Source organism: Novosphingobium terrae (assembly GCF_017163935.1).
Taxonomy (GTDB): Bacteria; Pseudomonadota; Alphaproteobacteria; order Sphingomonadales; family Sphingomonadaceae; genus Novosphingobium; species Novosphingobium terrae.
On sequence record NZ_JABVZR010000001.1, the window covers coordinates 2,438,438 to 2,455,375 of the forward strand.

Annotated in this window: 10 protein-coding genes and 1 riboswitch; of the genes, 4 read left to right on the forward strand and 6 right to left on the reverse strand. The window is 63.9% G+C overall.

The features are described from left to right. Window positions 1-179: 179 nt before the first annotated feature. Window positions 180-2,180 (forward strand): putative bifunctional diguanylate cyclase/phosphodiesterase, encoded by a 2,001-nt coding sequence (locus HGK27_RS11060; protein ID WP_206240573.1) that lies wholly within the window; start codon window positions 180-182, stop codon window positions 2,178-2,180. Between the two features lie 13 nt (window positions 2,181-2,193). Here the strand turns inward: HGK27_RS11060 and HGK27_RS11065 are convergent, their stop codons facing one another. Further along, window positions 2,194-4,593, reverse strand: coding sequence for a TonB-dependent receptor (locus HGK27_RS11065; protein ID WP_241127041.1), 2,400 nt, complete (start codon window positions 4,591-4,593; stop codon window positions 2,194-2,196). A 320-nt stretch (window positions 4,594-4,913) separates the two neighbouring features. On the opposite strand from HGK27_RS11065, the gene HGK27_RS11070 reads away from it, so the two are divergent. Next, entirely contained in the window at window positions 4,914-6,632 is a 1,719-nt protein-coding gene (locus tag HGK27_RS11070; protein WP_241127043.1) for an arylsulfatase, read from the forward strand. A gap of 41 nt (window positions 6,633-6,673) precedes the next feature. Here the strand turns inward: HGK27_RS11070 and HGK27_RS11075 are convergent, their stop codons facing one another. Together HGK27_RS11075 and HGK27_RS11080 are read right to left on the reverse strand one after the other, a co-directional pair. After that, complete coding sequence (locus HGK27_RS11075; RefSeq protein ID WP_206240575.1) at window positions 6,674-7,528, reverse strand: alpha/beta hydrolase; 855 nt, start codon at window positions 7,526-7,528, stop codon at window positions 6,674-6,676. Window positions 7,529-7,546: 18 nt separating this feature from the next. Continuing rightward, complete coding sequence (locus HGK27_RS11080) at window positions 7,547-8,269, reverse strand: DOPA 4,5-dioxygenase family protein (RefSeq protein WP_206240576.1); 723 nt, start codon at window positions 8,267-8,269, stop codon at window positions 7,547-7,549. Window positions 8,270-8,442: 173 nt separating this feature from the next. Then, window positions 8,443-8,678, forward strand: a riboswitch (cobalamin riboswitch). A gap of 302 nt (window positions 8,679-8,980) precedes the next feature. Here HGK27_RS11080 and HGK27_RS11085 point away from each other — a divergent pair. Further along, window positions 8,981-11,164 (forward strand): TonB-dependent receptor, encoded by a 2,184-nt coding sequence (locus HGK27_RS11085; RefSeq protein WP_206240577.1) that lies wholly within the window; start codon window positions 8,981-8,983, stop codon window positions 11,162-11,164. 12 nt (window positions 11,165-11,176) lie between these two features. Next, the gene (locus HGK27_RS11090; protein ID WP_206240578.1) at window positions 11,177-12,604 is read left to right on the forward strand and encodes a hypothetical protein; all 1,428 of its coding nucleotides are present in this window, start codon (window positions 11,177-11,179) and stop codon (window positions 12,602-12,604) included. Window positions 12,605-12,606: 2 nt separating this feature from the next. On the opposite strand, the gene HGK27_RS11095 is transcribed toward HGK27_RS11090, so the two are convergent. From HGK27_RS11095 to HGK27_RS11105, 3 genes are all read right to left on the reverse strand, one after another. Beyond that, the gene (locus HGK27_RS11095; RefSeq protein WP_206240579.1) at window positions 12,607-13,158 is read right to left on the reverse strand and encodes a hypothetical protein; all 552 of its coding nucleotides are present in this window, start codon (window positions 13,156-13,158) and stop codon (window positions 12,607-12,609) included. 53 nt (window positions 13,159-13,211) lie between these two features. Next, window positions 13,212-14,132: a DUF481 domain-containing protein gene (locus HGK27_RS11100; RefSeq protein ID WP_206240580.1), complete on the reverse strand. Its 921-nt coding sequence runs from the start codon at window positions 14,130-14,132 to the stop codon at window positions 13,212-13,214. Window positions 14,133-14,294: 162 nt separating this feature from the next. Then, window positions 14,295-16,712 carry a DUF3772 domain-containing protein gene (locus HGK27_RS11105; protein WP_206240581.1) on the reverse strand — a complete coding sequence of 806 codons (2,418 nt, stop codon included), beginning with the start codon at window positions 16,710-16,712 and terminating at the stop codon, window positions 14,295-14,297. Between the last annotated feature and the right edge of the window lie 226 nt (window positions 16,713-16,938).

A 16,938-nucleotide genomic window follows, 5' to 3' on the forward strand; every position in this document is an offset into this window, starting at 1 on the left:
CTTGCTGTCACCTTTGGCGACTCGCAGGATCTTCCATAGCACAGCTGTGTTTCTCATTCAGGTCAGCTTTGTGACACGGCGTGTGCTGCGCGGAAAACGGAAGTGTCATGTATCATTCTGTTCACCAATCGCGGTCTAAGGGCGAAGCTGTCGCCCCTGAACAGCAAGAGGAAACACGCGTGCGCTCATCGCGCCTGGTCCAATGGTTCGCAGACATCGGCAAGGACCCTGCGCTGGCCGTTTCCCAGGCGATCAACCTCCAGCGGCAGGTGCCGCTGCTGTATGGGCTGCTGCTGATCAACTCGCTGGCCGTGGCGATCACGCACCGCGAACATGCGCCCAGAGCGCTGACCATCAGCGCCCCGGCGGTGCTTTTCACCATCACCGTCATCCGCATGATCCGCTGGCTGAAGGAAGCGCGCGCCGGCACGCCCAGCCCGGAAAAAGCCCGGCGCCAGCTGCGCCTGACCACCGCGCTGTGCGGCCCCATCGCTGTGGCCTATATCGTCTGGGCCCTGATGCTCTCGCCCTATGGCGGCCCCTTCGAGCAGGCGCATATCGGCCTTTATATCTCGACCACGGTGATCGGCTGCATTTTCTGCCTGATGGTCGTGCCTCAGGCCGCGCTGATCGTCACGCTGACGGTGCTGCCGACCTTTATCGTCGCCTGCCTGCTGCGCGCCCAGCTGACCTTCGTCACCATCGGCATCAATGTCGCGCTGGTGCTGGGGGTGCTGCTGCGGGTGCTGTTCAACAGCTTCGAGCATTTTCGCAATCAGGTGCTTTCCAAGGACCAGCTGGACGCCCAGCATGAGGAATTGCAGCGCCTGAACGAGGAAAACCGCAAGCTGGCGCTGACGGACAGCCTGACCTCCCTGCCCAACCGCCGCAGCTTCTATGCCCATCTCGATGCGCTGACGGTCGATGCCGAGGGCGCGGCTTTTGCCGTGGGCGTGCTGGACCTCGACCGCTTCAAGCCGATCAATGACACCTATGGCCATCAGGTGGGCGACCGGCTGCTGAGCGCCATTGCCGCAAGGCTGCGCGAGACCGCCGGGCCCTTCGTGCGGGTCTATCGCCTCGGCGGCGATGAATTCGGCCTGATCGACACCAGCGACGGCGATTTCGCCCAGACCTGCGAGCGGCTGCTGCAACAGGTGCAGGCCCCCTTGCATATCGGTGAGATCGTGCTGAGTGTTGGCGGGTCGCTGGGCATCGCCCGCTATCCCGAGGCCGGGACCGTCGCCGCCGATCTGTTCGACCGGGCCGATTATGCGCTGTATCACGCCAAGCATGTGAATGGAGGGGGCGTCTGTGTCTTCACCTCCTCGCTGGAAACGGCGGTGCGGGCCGATCGCGCCATCGAGGTGGCGCTTCAAGCCAGCACGCTGGAGGATGAGATCTCCATCGTGCTGCAACCCATTGTCGAGCTGGCCAGCGCGCGGCTGGGCGCGGTGGAGGTACTGGCACGCTGGACCAGCCCGCTGGTGGGCGAGGTTTCCGCGTCCGATTTTATCGCCATTGCCGAAAGGTCCACAGCGATCCACAGCATCACGCGGGCCATCTTCAAAAAAGGGCTGAAGGCCGCGCAACAATTGCCTGAAAGCGTGGCGGTTTCCTTCAACATCTCGGCCTGCGACCTGACCTCCACCACCACGCTGGCCTTTGTGCGGCGCGAGATCCAGCGCGCCGGGATCGCACCCGAACGGATCTGGATCGAGGTCACCGAAACGGCTGTGATGCGCAATGCCGAGGCTGCTGCGGAAAGCCTTCAGGCCTTCCGCGATCTGGGGGTGCGGATTGCGCTCGACGATTTCGGCACGGGCTATTCCAGCCTTGGCTATGTGCAGCGCCTGCCGCTCGACAAGGTGAAAATCGACCGCAGCTTCGTGACCGGCCTCGGCAGCGAGAAGGACGGCACGATCACGGCGGCGGTGATCACCCTGTGCCACACCATAGGCCTTACCTGCGTGGCCGAGGGCGTGGAAACCGACGATCAGCGCCGCATCCTGCAGGCGGCGGGCTGCGAGCATGCACAGGGCTATCTCTTCAGCAAACCCCTCACCCTGGCCGAGCTGCTTGAACGCTGCGCCCGGCCAGAGGGGATGATCGAATGGCTGGACAGCCGGTTCGAAACGGGAACCTCACCCAAGAAGGGCAAGATCTCCAACGCGGCTTGAAGCTTGCCCGACCTTAAATTTTAGTCCGCAAGGTCACGCCATAGGTGCGCGGATCGCCCAGATTGCCACGGATCGCGCCGAAATTATCCGCCGAGAGCGTCAGATAATAGGTCTTGTTGGTGATGTTGCGCGCCCAGAGCTGGACATCATAGCGCCCATCCAGAGCGCGGATGCCGAAGTGCAGATTGGCCAGCCCATAGCCGGGGATGCGCGAATAGATCGAATCCGCCGCCGTGGTGTATTGCGCGCTGCGATAGGAGTAATCCACGCCCGCATAGACCTCTGCGTCATGGCCGAAGTTGCGGCCCAGCTTGCCCTTGGCCTCGCCGCCTGCCGAGCCGGCCCATTTCGAAACGCCCGGCAGTTGCTGGCCGTTCATGTTGCACAGCGTCTGGCCGGTCACCTCGATAGGGCAGGGCGCGTTGGGATAGGAGAGATAGCGCGCATCGTCATAGGTGCCCGAGGCATAGAAGGAGAGCCAGGGCGCCGGATTGCCATGCAGATCGGCCTCGAAGCCGCGTGAGCGCACCTTGCCGACATTGGTGAAATAGCTCTGATTGTTGCGGGTGACGTCGACGATGGTGGTCTGGTAATTGCTGTCATCGGTCCAGAAACCATCGACGTTGGCCACAAGCTTGCCGCCCAGCCAGCTGGTTTTCAGCCCGGCCTCATAGGAGTTGATGGTCTCCGGCCCGATCACCGGGTTGGCGGCATAGGCGCCCGTCGTCACGATGTTCGACAGGTTGAGGCCGCCGAACTTGTTGCCCCGCGAATAGGTGGCATAGGCCAGCACCGCAGGGGTGATCTTCCACGACAGCGTCGCCTGCCCCGAAAGCCGCCCCGCGCTGGTTTCCGCGCTGAAGGCATTGGCCACGCCATAGCGGGCGCGCAGCGCAAGGGCTGCCGTCTGCTGGGCGGCGGTGAGACCCGAAAGATCGGCGCCGCTGGCGGTCTGGATGAACCAGCCGGTCTTTTTCTCATAGGTATAGCGCAGGCCGGTGGTCAGATCGACATTGGGCACCACATGCCACACCGTCTGGGCAAACGCCGCATAGGAGTTGGTGACGGGCTCGGAATGGCTGACGATGTCGTAATTGTTCAGCGCGGCGGCAGCGGCCACCTGATCGGTGGTGGGCGCATACCACAGACCCGCCTGACGGCCATAAAGGTTCACCGCCTCGGCCTTGATCTGCTGATAGAGGTAATAGACCCCCGCGACATAATCCACGCGCCGCTCACCGGTGGAGGCGATGCGCAGTTCCTGACTGAATTGCTTCTGGTTGTTGCTCTGGTGAGCATCGGTCTGGGCATCCAGAGGCGTGTTGTCGCCATCATTGTGCGGATACCAGTTCCACGCGCGATAGGCACTGACCGAGGTGATCGTCGCGCCATCCAGACTGTAATCGGCGGTGGCCGAGACGCCATGCTGGTTCATGCGATAGTTCTGCTGCCCATCGACATCGACCAGCCGCGCCGAAGGATCGGCGGTGATCGGCGTGTAACCGGCCAGCTTCGCGCGATCGGTGAAGTTGTTCGCGAAATTGCTGCCATTGGTGTAGCTGCGGATCACACCCACCAGCACGCTGGAGGCCGTGTTGCTATGCTGATTGCCATAGTCACCAATGATGCGCAGCTTGAAGCGATCAGAGGGCGTGAAGAGCAACTGCCCGCGCAGGCTGAAATCGTGGTAATCCTGCCCGTGAGAGCCGTCATGGATGTTGGTGGTGTAGCCATTGCGATCGGTCTTGGAGACGAAGAGGCGCGCGGCGAGCTTGTCCTCGATCAACGCGCCGCTGGCATAGGCGTGGATCTGGTGGAAGCCGTAATTGCCGCCGCTGACATCGCCGCCGAATTCGGGCGTGAAGGTCGGTGCCTTGGTGGCGATCACCACCGCGCCCGCCGAGGTGTTCTTGCCGAAGAGCGTGCCCTGAGGCCCGCGCAGCACCTCGATATGGTCGAGATCGGCCATATCGAACACCGCCTGCCCCGGGCGCGCCAGATAGACGCCATCCTGATAGACGCCCACCGCCGGCTCCAGCCCGTCATTGTAGACCGAGACATTGTTGCCCAGCCCGCGAATGTTGATCGAGGTGTTGCGCGGGTTGGTGACCGTGACGACAAGGCTGGGCGTCAGCGATTGCAGGTCGCGCAGATTGTAGGTGCGGGTGGATTCCAGCTGCTTTCCGGCAAAGGCGCTGATGGCGATGGGCACATCCTGGCTCTTTTCGGTGCGGCGGCGGGCAGAGACCAGAATGTCGTCGCCCTCCGTGGTCGGCGCGGCATTGGCCGTGTCGGCAGACGTCTCGGTTCCGGCATGAGCAGGCATGGCCCCCAGCAGCGCAGGCGTGGCGCAGGCGATCAGCGCCAGACGCGAGATATCGCTCCGGCTGTTGCGGAAAATCGGATGTGGCATGGTCCCTCGCGTCCCCTGTTGGTGCGTTCTGGACGTTCGCCTATTGGTTAGGTCGGATAATCGGCAACATATAAAATCTACCAATATGATGGAGTTTTCCTAGCTTGCCCCTTTTCAACCCCCCGCCGCATACGAGCGCGCAGTCAGCGCATCGTGCGATACAGTGGGAACCGGTTTTCACGGGGCATGACGCAATCACAAAAACCCGGAGCATCATGCGCCATTCCGCTATCACGCATGATGCTCTGCACCGACCAAAGGGGAAGCATCCGGTGGCAAAACGTCGATCTTTCAAATCTCTCGCGCTGGCACCCCTTACGTTGGGACTTCTGGCCGCCACCAGCCTGAGCACCCTATGGGCCGCCCCGGCGCTGGCCCAAACCGCCGCGCCCGCCACGCAGGCCCCTCAGGCGCAGAGCCGCCCCAACTTTCTGGTCATCGTGGCCGACGATCTGGGCTGGTCGGACCTTGGCGCTTTCGGTGGCGAGATCCGCACGCCCAACCTTGATGCGCTGGCGCTGAAGGGCGTGCGTTTCACCGGCTTCCACACCGCCCCCACCTGCTCGCCCACACGCTCCGAACTGCTCTCGGGCGTGGACAATCATGAGGCAGGGCTGGGCTCGATGGCCGAGCTGCTCGATGCCAGCCAGCGCGGGCATGATGGCTATGAAGGCTTCCTCAACAACCGCGTCGCCTCGATTGCCGAGCTGCTGAAGGCGGGCGGTTATCACACGCTGATGGCGGGCAAATGGCATCTGGGCCTGACCGAGCAGACCAGCCCGGCGGCGCGCGGTTTCGACCAGTCCTATGCCCTGCTTCAGGGGCTGAGCAATCATTTCGGCGCCGATCAGACCGCGGCATGGGGCAAGGCCGGAGAGCGTTCCACATGGCGCGAGGGACTGAAGGAAGTCCATTATCCGCAAGGCAAATATGTCGACGACCAGTTCGCCGACAAGCTGATCGGCTTTCTGGATCAGAGCGCGAAAACCGGCGATACCACGCCCTTCTTCGCCTATCTGACCTTCACCGGCCCGCATTGGCCGATGCAGGCCCCGCCCGAGGATATCGCCCGCTACAAGGGCCGCTATGATGCCGGTTACGATGTGCTCAAGGCGCAGCGCCTCGCCCGGCAGAAAGAGCTGGGTCTGGTGCCTCAGGATGCCGTGGCCCATGCCCATGAGCTGGCCAAGCCATGGGACAGCCTGACACCTGAAGAAAAAGCCTTCGAATCCCGCAAGATGGAAATCTACGCCGCCATGGTCGACCGGCTGGACCAGAATGTCGGCCGCGTGATCGCGGAGCTGAAGCGCACCGGGCGCTATGACAACACCACCATCATCTTCCTGGCCGACAATGGCCCCGAGGGCAATGTGATCACCGGCCCCAAGGGCGGCAATTTCAACCAGTTGCTCAAGATCGACAACAGCCTCGGCAATCTGGGCAAGGCCAATTCCTATGTCGGCTATGGTCCGGGCTGGGCCGAGGCCAATGCCGTGCCCTCACGCCTCGTCAAATCCTATCCCACCGAGGGCGGCATTCGCACCACCGCCTTTGCCTCCGGCGCGGGCGTGCAGGGTGGGCGGATCAACACCGCCAACCTCAGCGTCACCGATATCGCCCCCACGCTGCTGCAACTCGCGGGTCTGACCCAGCCTGCCAGCTTCAACGGCCATCCCATCCTGCCCCATGAAGGCCATAGCTGGAGCCAGCTGCTGGCGGGCCAGAGCGAAACCGTGCGCTCGCCCGAGGAAGCGCTGGGTTACGAGCTGTTCTACCGCCGCGGCCTGCGCAAGGGCGACTGGAAGATCGTCTATCTGCCCGCCGCCGAGGCCGATGCCCCCGTCTATCTGAAAAAGGGCGTGGGCGACAATCAGTGGCGCCTCTACAATCTGGCGCGCGATCCGGGCGAAACCACCGACCTCTCCGCCAGCGAGCCAGCCAGGCTGAAGGAACTGCTGGCCGACTGGGACAGCTATGCCAAGGCCAAGCAGGTGATCCCGCTGGACACCGCCAAGCAGCAGGCCGCCAAAAAGCCCTGACCTCATGAAGGAGCGTGGCCTCTGCCACGCTCCTTTCATCATCAGCGCGCCGGGAAGTTTGCCGCCAGCCAGTCGGCAATCACCGTCGCCAGAGCCACGCGGTGGTCGTTGTAGCTGTGATCGGTGGCAAGATGCACCACCGTCGGTCTGGGGCCGCCTGCCGCCTCCACCGCCGCAGCAGCCGCCTCATCGGTCGGTGCCAGCCCATCCTCAGAGGTGAGCACCAGCACCGGGCGCCCGGCCAGCAGAGCGGCGCGCTTGTTCCAGTCCCAATCACCGGCATAGGCCTGCACATCGGCAGCCAGAGCCTCCACGCTGGCATTGGTGTAGCTGGCCTCATCAGCGAAATTCGCGCGCTGTCTGGCATCGCCATTCAGGGCCCGGCTCTTGCCCAGATTGGCCGCCGAGATCAGCACATAGCCGGCCACCTCCCTGTCATCGCCCAGCATCAGCGTGTCGAAGCCGCCCATGCTGTGCCCCGCCGCCACGATCCGCCCGGGATCGACGCCATAGGCCGCCGCCGCAGGTGAGCGCAGCCAGGCCAGAGCGGCATGAGCATCCTCCACCGTATGGCTGAAGCTGAAAGCGCCGGGCGCGCCCCAGACGCCGCGATAATGGATCGCCAGCACATTCCAGCCCTTGCGCTGAAACACCCGCGCCAGATCGAGGTTCAGCTCCGTGCCGGGAAAGCCATGCAGCAACAGCACAGTGGGATGCAGCCCCGCGCCGGAGGCCACAAACAGCCGCGCGGGCACCTGCACCCCGCCCGTGGGATAGCGGATCTGTTCAAGGCGGGCGGGATGCCGGGGATCGTGCGGCGGGTCGGAGTCAGTCTGGGCAGAGGCCGCCCCGGACAGGCTGGCCGCCAGAACCAGCCCAAGAAGAAGTTTGCCCATCAAGCTCTCCGGAAAGGATCAGGTTTCGATCGGCACGCTGGGCTGGGTGTTGGTGAAGACCTCGATGCTGTCATCCACCGCCTTCATGCTGTAGGCGTTCACCGGCTGCGAGCGGTTCACCCACAAAGCGTAATAGAGATGGTCCGACCGCGCATTGTCGCTGTTGGGATGGATCAGGATGGTCAGACCCAAGCTGTTGAGCTGGAGCCATGGGATCACCACCGGCAGCAGCTCGTTCTGGAAGCCGAAATAGAAGCTGGGCGTCACATGAGGCCCGCGCGGCTTCAGATTCCAGTCGCCCAGCTCCACATCGAAACGTTCGGCCACCCAGCGGCGCAGCAGGGCCGCCTTGTAGTGATTGTCCTCATCGAAATAGATATGGGCGTGGTAGCTCTTGATATCGGTGTAGGGGCGCGGATGGGTTGGCAGCACCTCCTCCCCCGTCCGCACCGAGGCGGGCTGAGGCGTGGGCTGGGCAGCGGTGTGATAGCCCCATTCGCTCTTGCCCGAGAAGGTGGAGGGCCGCAGCGGCAGCGTTCCACCTGCCTTGCCCGCCGGAATACCCACACTTGCCGCCGGGGTGATCACCTCTCCCGCCGTCGCTGCCGAAGCCGTGTTGGCCCAGCTGGCCGAAGCCAGAGCGCCCATCGTCATCATGCCGCCGGTCAGCAGGCTGCGGCGGTCCGGGGCCGGGATCTCGGCCCATGGCTGTTTCTCTGTCTGGTCTTCAGGGTGGGCCATAGTCTGTCTCCATCTTTGCCTGACGATCCGCATGCGCGTGTCATTGCCAATTGTCTATAGGTTTGATAGAGAATAATGCGTCATTTGCGCCACGCCCGATTGCATCTGCCCCGCCAGAGCATTTTCACCTTGCGCGGGGGTACAGATTCTGTTGAGAGCCGGGCCGAAGGCATCTGCCTTCCACCCGCATCGGTGCCCGCAAGGGCTTAATAGGGAACATGGTGAGGATCATCCGATCCGAAACCGGGCTGTCCCTGCAACTGTGAGCGGCGAGTGCGATACAAGGGCATCCTGCCAAAACGTCAGGATGCAGCCACTGGGCCGGACGCAAAATCATGCGAGGCCCGGGAAGGTTTGTACCGCGCGACGACCCGTGAGCCAGGAGACCTGCCGCTGCGTGTCGCTCTTGCCCGGCCCAGGGGATGGCCAAGGCACGGTTGCATTTCCGTCTGAGCGACGAACAGCATGGCCGGGGGCCATGAGCGCCGGGGCAGCGGGCATCAACGCCTGCCCGCCTGTTTCGGCGAGGGGATGCCCTGCGCCTGTGCGCGGGGCAGGCCTTGCCCCCTGCCCGTCGTCTGGCGTCGGGGGAAAGATCATGATCGGGCAGCATCGCTTTGCCACGGCAGGTCCGCAGGCGCGGTGAAAGCCGCCAACCCGGCGCCTTTTCAAAGCCATAGAGCAAGATCCGTCTCTTCAGGGGGAACATTCATGACCATCTTCACCCATGCGCCGGCACTGCGCCGCGCCTGCCTGGGCGCTTCGGTGCTGGTGCCGCTTTGCGCCGCGCCCGCCGCCGCCCAGAGCGCTCAGGACGCCGACAACATCCTTGTGATCGGCCAGCAGACCCAGACCCTGACGCGGCCCGATGCCACCGGCAGCCGCCTCAACCTCACCCCGCTGCAGACCCCGGCCTCGATCACCAGCATCGATGGCGAGGCAATCCGCGCGCGCGGCGATATGTCCATTGCCGAAGCCGAGGCCCGCGCGCCCGGCTTCTTCAACATCGGCAATCCCGGCAATGGCGGCACGGCGCTGGCTGCGCGTGGGTTCAGCGGCCAAGGCTCGATCCTGCAGCTGATCGACGGTGTGCGCCTCTTCCCGGCGGCGGGCACCATCACCTTCCCCACCGACCCGTGGATGGCCGAGCGCATCGATGTGCTGAGCGGCCCGGCCTCGGTGCTCTATGGGCAGGGCTCGCTGGGCGGCGCGGTCAATGTCATCATGCGCAAGCCCAACACGCAGCGCACCGAGTTCGAGAGCGAGATCGGCTATGGCTCGCAGAACACCTTCCATGCCGCAGCGGGGCTTGGCGGGCCGATCGGCGAGCGCCTGTCCTATCGCGTCGATGCCAGCTATCGCCGTTCGGATGGCTATGTCGATCGCGGCCATTCGGACAGTCTGGCGCTGTCCGCCACTGTGCGCTGGGCGACCACCGACACGCTGACCTTCACCCTGCGCGATGATTACGGCGACCAGCATCCGATGAAATACACCGGCACGCCGCTGGTGAATGGCAGGCTGGATCTGGGCCTGCGCCACCAGAACTACAATGTGGGCGACGCGCATATCCGCTATCGCGACAACCGCGCCACCCTGCAGACCGACTGGACGCCGTCTGACAGCATCAGCCTCACCAATCTGGGCTATGTGCTGACCAGCAAACGCCAGTGGCGCGATCTGGAAAGCTATTGCTGGGTGGCCGCCGACGGCAATTGCCACAATGGCTACAACTACAGCCCCGCCACGCCCGGCAACATCTATCGCACCGACAATTACGGCATCGGCCATGACCAGACCCAATGGGGGGATCAGGGCAGCGTGACGTTCAAGATCCCGCTGAGCGATACCATCAGCACCGATCTGGTTGCCGGTTTCGATGTGAACAGCATCCAGCTGACCTATTCCAACGATTTCGGATCGGACACGCAGGAAGACAGCGTCACCCCCACCGGCTTCAACCCGGGCCTGTTCTATGACACGCAGGGCATCGCTCCGCGCTATCGCACCCAGACCACCGAATATGCCTTCTTCGCCGAAGACCGGCTGAAGTTTGGCGAACAATTCTCGCTGATCACCGGCATCCGGCACGAGAATGACGAGATCAAGCGCTGGACCCGCACCTATCCCACCGGCAATGGCGGCGTTGACACCTTCGCCTTCGACAAGAGGCTGACCAACACCACCTGGCGCGTCGGCGGCGTCTATCAGCCGATCCCGACGGTTTCGCTCTATGCGCAATACAGCACCGGCACCGATCCGCTGGGCACGCTGACCACCTATTCCACCGCCCAGACCCAGTTCAGCAACGCCACCGGCAATCAGGTGGAAGTGGGCGCCAAGGGCAGCTTCTGGGGCGGGCGCGGCACGGCCACGCTGGCGGCCTATCGCATTGTGAAGAAGGGACTGCTGTACCAGCAGACGCTCAGCAGCCCGATCCAGCAGGTGGGGCAGCAATCGTCGAAGGGGATCGAGGCTGCGGTGTCGCTCAACCTGCCCGCCGGTTTCGGGATCGACGCCAATGGCACGGTGCTGAAGGCGCGTTACGACGATTTCTACTCCGGCGGAGTCAGCTTCAACGGCAAGGCGCCGCCCAATGTGCCGCAGCAGGCCGCCAATCTTTGGCTGCGCTGGGATGCGACCAAGCAGATCCGCGCTCAGGCCGGGCTGCGTTATGTGGGCCACACCTACTCGGATACGGCCAACACCTTCCGCGTGCCCGCTTACGCCGTGGTGGATGCGGGGCTGTCCTATGCTTTGAACCGGCATGCGGCGGTGGATGTCCACATCTACAACCTGCTGGACAAGGCCTACGCCCAGACCACCTACAATGACGAGCAGTGGATTCTGGGCCGCCCGCGTTCGGTGGACGTGTCACTGCGTACCAAGTTCTGAGGCGCTAAAACCGTGGCATGGCAACATCAGGCAAAACGCTGGCTTTACCTGACCCATCGCTGGGTGGGGATCGTCACCTGCCTGCTGTTTGCCATGTGGTTCGCCTCGGGGCTGGTGATGATCTATGTGCCCTATCCCTCGCTTTCGCTGGCCCAAAAGCTGGCGGGGGCGCAGGCCATCGACTGGCGGGCCGTGGATGTGCCGCCGCCCCTTTCCAGCAATACCCGCGGTCTGACGCTGGAGATGCGCGATGGCCAGCCTGTCTGGCGGATCGAGCCCTGGGGCAGCCCCGCCATCACCCTCCCCGCCCATCACGGTGCCGAGTTGCGCCCGGTGGATGGGGCTTTCGCGGCGCGGGTAGCCCAAGGCTTCGGCCATGCTCCGGCGCGCGCGGTCGAACAGATCGCCCGCGATCAATGGACCGTGGCCGGGGGCTTCGACCGCCATCGCCCTTTGTGGAAGGTCAGCCTGGCCGATGCGGCGGGCACGCAGCTTTACGTGTCCTCCAGCAGCGGCGCGGTGGTGCAGGCCACCACAGGACATAGCCGCTTCTGGAACTGGCTGGGATCGGTGCCGCACTGGCTCTATCCCACCGTGCTGAGGCAGGACAATGCGGCGTGGCGGCAGGTGGTGCTGTGGGTCTCGGGCCCCTGCATCGCCGGAGCGCTGGCCGGGATCTGGATCGGCCTGCTGCGCACCCGCATGGGCAAAAGGCGCTTCAAGGGCGGGCGGATGACGCCCTATCACGGCTGGATGCTGTGGCATCATGTGGCAGGTCTGGGCGGCGGCCTGTTCCTGCTGACATGGATTTTCAGCGGCTGGCTGTCGGTCGATCCGGGACGGGTCTTTCAGAAGGCCGCTTTGCCGGAGCAGGCGGAGAAGGCCTATGCCATGGCCGCGCCAATGCCCCCGGTGACGCTTGAGCGATTGCGCGATCTGGGGCGCGATGCCCGGCAAATCCGCCTGTCCCGCGATGGCGGGCTGGCGCGGATATCCACCTTTGGCGGCGATGGCCAGCGGAAGGTTTATGACGCCGCCACCGGGCAAGCCGCAGGGCCCGCAGACGCCGCGATTGCCCGATCCGTGCGCGCCCTCGTGCCCTCAGGCCACCTCATCGCCATCGAGCGCCTGACCGCGCCCGATGCCTATTGGTACGATGTGGGCGCCCTGCCCCGCCTGCCGATCCTGCGCCTGCGCTTTGACGATCCGGCGCAAAGCTGGCTGCATATCGATCCCGAGACCGGCGCCATCCTTGAGCATCTCGATGCCCGCCGCCGCACCTATCGCTGGCTCTTCGACCTGCTTCACAAATGGGACCTCAACGCCCTCACCCACAACCGCCCGATCTGGGACATCTGGCTGTGGGTGTGGTCGCTGCTGGGGCTGGTCACCTCGGTCAGCGGGGTGTGGATCGGCTGGAAAAGGCTGCGCCGCGCCTGATCCTATTGGCCCGAGGAGTATTTCTCCAAAGCCTTCATCGCTTCGAGATCCTCATTGGAATCGAATTCGCAGACCAGCATCGTCTTGCCCGGCATCGCCGGACCTTCACGCGCGACAAGCGAGATCAGCCCCAGATCCTTCATACCCTGATCCGCATCGGGCAAGCGACGCGAGAAACCCAGCGTGGAGGCACCAAACAAATGATTTTTCTCGCGCTCCAGCTGGTATTTTTGCGCCAGTTCCTCCGCGACATGGCCCTCGATCAGCACGCCCACCGCGGAACCGGCGAAGATCACATCCTGCGTGGTAAAACCATCCCGGGTGACCGGCGCGGGCAGATGATAGACCGCCGCGCCCATCATCGACATATCCGGCTTGGTCAGCTTTTCAGCAGCCTCATACAGCGTGTTGGCATGGTCGAAGGAATAGGGCGGCTGGCACAGCGCCGCCGAGAAAAAGTCGGGTGCGGCGCCCGCCTCGACCGGCACCGAAGCACACAACCAGAGTAAAGGCAAAGCGGCGAAGCGGCGCAGAGCCGAAGAGCGGATCAACATAAATTCAATCTAATGAAATGGTTGCCACCAATCAAGTCACCTGACGAACCGCATCAGAAGCCATAGACAAAGGTCAGGCGCGAGGTTGTGTTGGTCTTGGCCAGACCCACCGGCGGCTGGGTTTCGTGATCGACCAGAAAGCCCGCCTGTACCGATAGCCTGCCGAACACCTTCATCGTCAACGCCGTGTTGGCGGTCAGCGTGCTGTCGCCGCTCTGGCCGTAATAGGTGGCGTTTTCGGTGAAGACCACGCCGGGGCGGATGGTCCAGCTGTAGTCCAGCCCCGCGCGACCGGCCAGCTTGCCGTCATCATAGCCGGTGGTGATCTGATAGTCCGGCACATAGCGCGTCTGGCGCAAGGCGGGACCGGCGGTGAGGTTCAGCGTCATGGTCGGCGTCTTGATCGCCGTATAGCCCGCGCCCAAAGTCTCGCTGAAGCGGCGTTCGAAGCCCGAGAAGCGATCGCCTTCCCAGCTGACCAGCCCCATCACGAAGAAGCGGTCGTTCAGCTTGTAATCCATCTGATAGCTGACGGCATGCTGATTGGCGGTGGTGACGCCATTCTGCCGCGCATAATTGGCCGAGGCGATCACCGTATGCCGCCATTTGATGCCATTGCGCACCAGATTGAGGCCCAGCGAAATGCCGGTCGTATCGGTGGTGCCGGTCGTGTTGTTGAGACCGGCCTGCCCCTGCCCCTTCCAGCCTTGCCACGGCTTTTGCGTGCGGACCTTGGCAATCTGCTTGTCATCGGCCTGTTTCTGCAGGCCGGTGGCCAGTTCATCGATCTCCTTGGCAGCGTTCGGATTGGTCTTTTTCGCCAGATCCGCCACGGTCTTGAGCGTCACCGCATTGCCGGTGTCGGCAGCCGCATGGATCATGGCGGCGATGCTATCGGGAATGGGGTCGGCCTGGGCAGGCACAGCCGCAAGCATGCCCGCTGCTCCAAAACCGAGCATGATTGTTCTGCGCATGGAAGCCTCCGCTGAATTGTTGCTGGCGGGTTAGCAGCCATGGCGCGCGGCAGGCGACCGCCTCACCCCGGCTGATCGCCAGAAAAGCGACCGTTCCGGCATCATGTGCGATAAAGAGGCGATCCGCGCTGATCTTTCGGCATAATCCCGGAAGGGCGGTCCTCAGCCCGGCCCCGCCTCATCCGCGCCATCGCCCGTCGGCATGCCGATCCACTGCACCTGCTGAGGCGTGGTGCCCAGCTCGATCCCCGCGGCAGGCAGTTCGGAGAGCAGGCGGAACCAGATATCGCTGCGCGTCGCATAGACCGCGCGTGGCGAGTTCACGAAGGCAAAGCCGTTGAAGTTGATCCGCCCGTCGATGATCGTATCGATATAGAGGCTGGGCTTGGGATCGGCGATCACGGCGGGCTGCGCTTCGTAGATCTCCATCACCATATGGCGGATCTGCTCGACATCGCTGCCCAGCGGCACGGAGAATTGCAACTGGATGCGCCCCAGCGGGTCGGCAAGGGTCTTGTTGACGATGCTCTTGGTGATCAGCTCGGAATTGGGCACGATCAGCGTCGAGCGATCCGCGATCTGGATCTCGGTGGCGCGCACGCTGATCTTCTTCACATCGCCTTCCTGATCGCCGATCTTCACCCAGTCGCCGATCTTCACCGGGCGCTCGGCCAGCAGGATCAGGCCCGACACGAAATTCTGCGTGATCGCCTGAAGGCCGAAACCGATGCCGACCGACAGCGCAGAAAGCAGCAGCGCAATCTTCTCGACCCCGATCCCCAGCGAGGCCATCGCCCACAGCACCGCCAGGATCAGGCCGATATACCGCGTGACCATGGCGATGGAGTTCTGTGCGCCCGCATCCAGATCGGTGGCGGGCAGATAGCGCCCGGTCAGCCAGCGCTGAAGGGAGCGCGCAATGAACATGCCCACCGCCAGCACCGCCATTGCGCGCAGGATCGCACCCGGAGAGATCGTCACCTGACCGATGGTGATGCCCTGCGCGATCTGGCTCAGCTGGTCGAAGATGCTCGACACATCCGAGCCGAAGGGGCGCGACACACGCCCGATCGCCAGCAGGATCAGCAGCAGCCGCAGCAGGGCGGACAGGGCCACGCCGAACTGGTCGACCAGACTGCGGCGCACGCCAAACCCTTGATAGAGGGTGGTGGCCAGCTTGCTGTCACGGTCGAAGGCGGCGGTGCAGATATCGTCCACCGCGATCAGCAGCAGATAGAGCGTCGCCCCCACCACCGCGACCCAGATCATGAAGCGCATCAGGAAGAAGGCAAAGGCGATATAGCCGCTCAGCAGCGACAGCACCGACAGGATCAGCAGTCCCCATGAGGCCAGCGAGAGGAAGGCCATGATGGATTGTTCGCCGCTCTCCTCCTGCGTCTCGCCCTTTTCTTTCGCAACGGCGTGAGCATGGGTGCGGGCCCGCGCGCCACTGACCAGAATGGCCATCACCAGTCCGGTGTAGATCAGAGCCGTCACCGCATCGACCGCCGCCTGCAAGGGGCCGCTCGCCCCCATGCCATCCCGCAGCGCCAACAGCAGCGTGGTCAGCATGGTCACGCCCGAGGCGATGAAGGTCAGCGGGCGCAGCATCTGCGCCGTATGATCGGAAATGCCGATCAGCCGCCATGAGGGCTGGCGCCGCTGAAGCAGCGCGCCGCCCAGCGCGGTGATCAGCGCGGCAATCAGGCTGGCGATCTGGAAATGGCTGACCAGCGGCGCCCAGGCCGGCGCGATCATCTCCCCGGCGCGCAGCCCCATCACCAGCGAGAGCAAGGCCAGTGACGGCACCAGCGTGCCCACAACCGCCAGCCACAAGGCCAGAGTGGAGCGCCGGATACGGCTGCCCGGCACGCGCTCGATCACATAGCGGCGCCCTGCCGCGCGCAGGGCGAGGCGCGCGGGTCCGATCAGCGCAAGGCCGAAGAGCAGGCCAACCAGCGCGGCGGGCATGCCGCCGCCCTCGATGCCCTGAAGGATGGCGTGCATCTCGATGGCCAGAAAGCCCGAGAAGCGCTTGCTGTCCCGTGGCACGTTGCGGATCAGCGGCCCCCAGAACTGCCCGCTGAGCGGCGAAGCCACCCGCTGGGACATTTGATCGGAAAAGGCATCAGCCTGATTCTGCCCGATTTCATTGGCGAGCTGATCGGCCTCCGTGCCCAGCAGCTTGCCACGCTTGATCGCCGAATCGATGGTCGAGCGCTGCTGCGCCAGCAATTTGCGCTGGGCCTGAATGTCCGGCGCCTCGACCACGCCCGGCGTCACCGGGCCAAGCTGGGCCACCCGCGCATCCACCAGCTGGAGCTGCGTCTGCAGGGCCGTCACCTGATCGCCCGCCGTCTGTTTGACGGCGGCTACGCGGTCTTTCAGCGCGGCGGCCTGATTGGCGCCGTCGCGGCTGTTCATGGCGGTGTCGATCGCCTGATAATCGGCGGTGGCCTGATCCAGCGCCTTGGTGGACGCCAGGATCGGGTCGACGGCATCGACATCCTGAGCAAAGGCGGGCGCGGCAACAGGCACCGCAAGAACAAGCGAGAGAAAAAGGATAAACAGACGCATCATGGGCGCCTTCCTAAAGCCTTGGGGCCGCCCTGCCCAGCCTTTCAGGCACGGTTCTGACCGGATGGATGGCACCGCCTGACGCAATCACCGCTCCATGAAACTGCAATCGATGGCATAGTAGAGATGCGAAATTTTTATGATCCTGTCACCCTGCCACACCCCTGACGTATAGACCTCAGCAAGGAGCGCAAAGCAGCGTAAAGAAAGCGCCGGCGCGATTGACGCA

Excerpts from the sequence above, each read along its gene's own strand:
- HGK27_RS11065 (WP_241127041.1), bottom strand. The coding sequence starts at position 4,593 with ATGCCACATCCGATTTTCCGCAACAGCCGGAGCGATATCTCGCGTCTG.
- HGK27_RS11075 (WP_206240575.1), bottom strand. The coding sequence starts at position 7,528 with ATGGGCAAACTTCTTCTTGGGCTGGTTCTGGCGGCCAGCCTGTCCGGG.
- HGK27_RS11080 (WP_206240576.1), bottom strand. The coding sequence starts at position 8,269 with ATGGCCCACCCTGAAGACCAGACAGAGAAACAGCCATGGGCCGAGATC.
- HGK27_RS11085 (WP_206240577.1), top strand. The coding sequence starts at position 8,981 with ATGACCATCTTCACCCATGCGCCGGCACTGCGCCGCGCCTGCCTGGGC.
- HGK27_RS11095 (WP_206240579.1), bottom strand. The coding sequence starts at position 13,158 with ATGTTGATCCGCTCTTCGGCTCTGCGCCGCTTCGCCGCTTTGCCTTTA.
- HGK27_RS11100 (WP_206240580.1), bottom strand. The coding sequence starts at position 14,132 with ATGCGCAGAACAATCATGCTCGGTTTTGGAGCAGCGGGCATGCTTGCG.
- HGK27_RS11105 (WP_206240581.1), bottom strand. The coding sequence starts at position 16,712 with ATGATGCGTCTGTTTATCCTTTTTCTCTCGCTTGTTCTTGCGGTGCCT.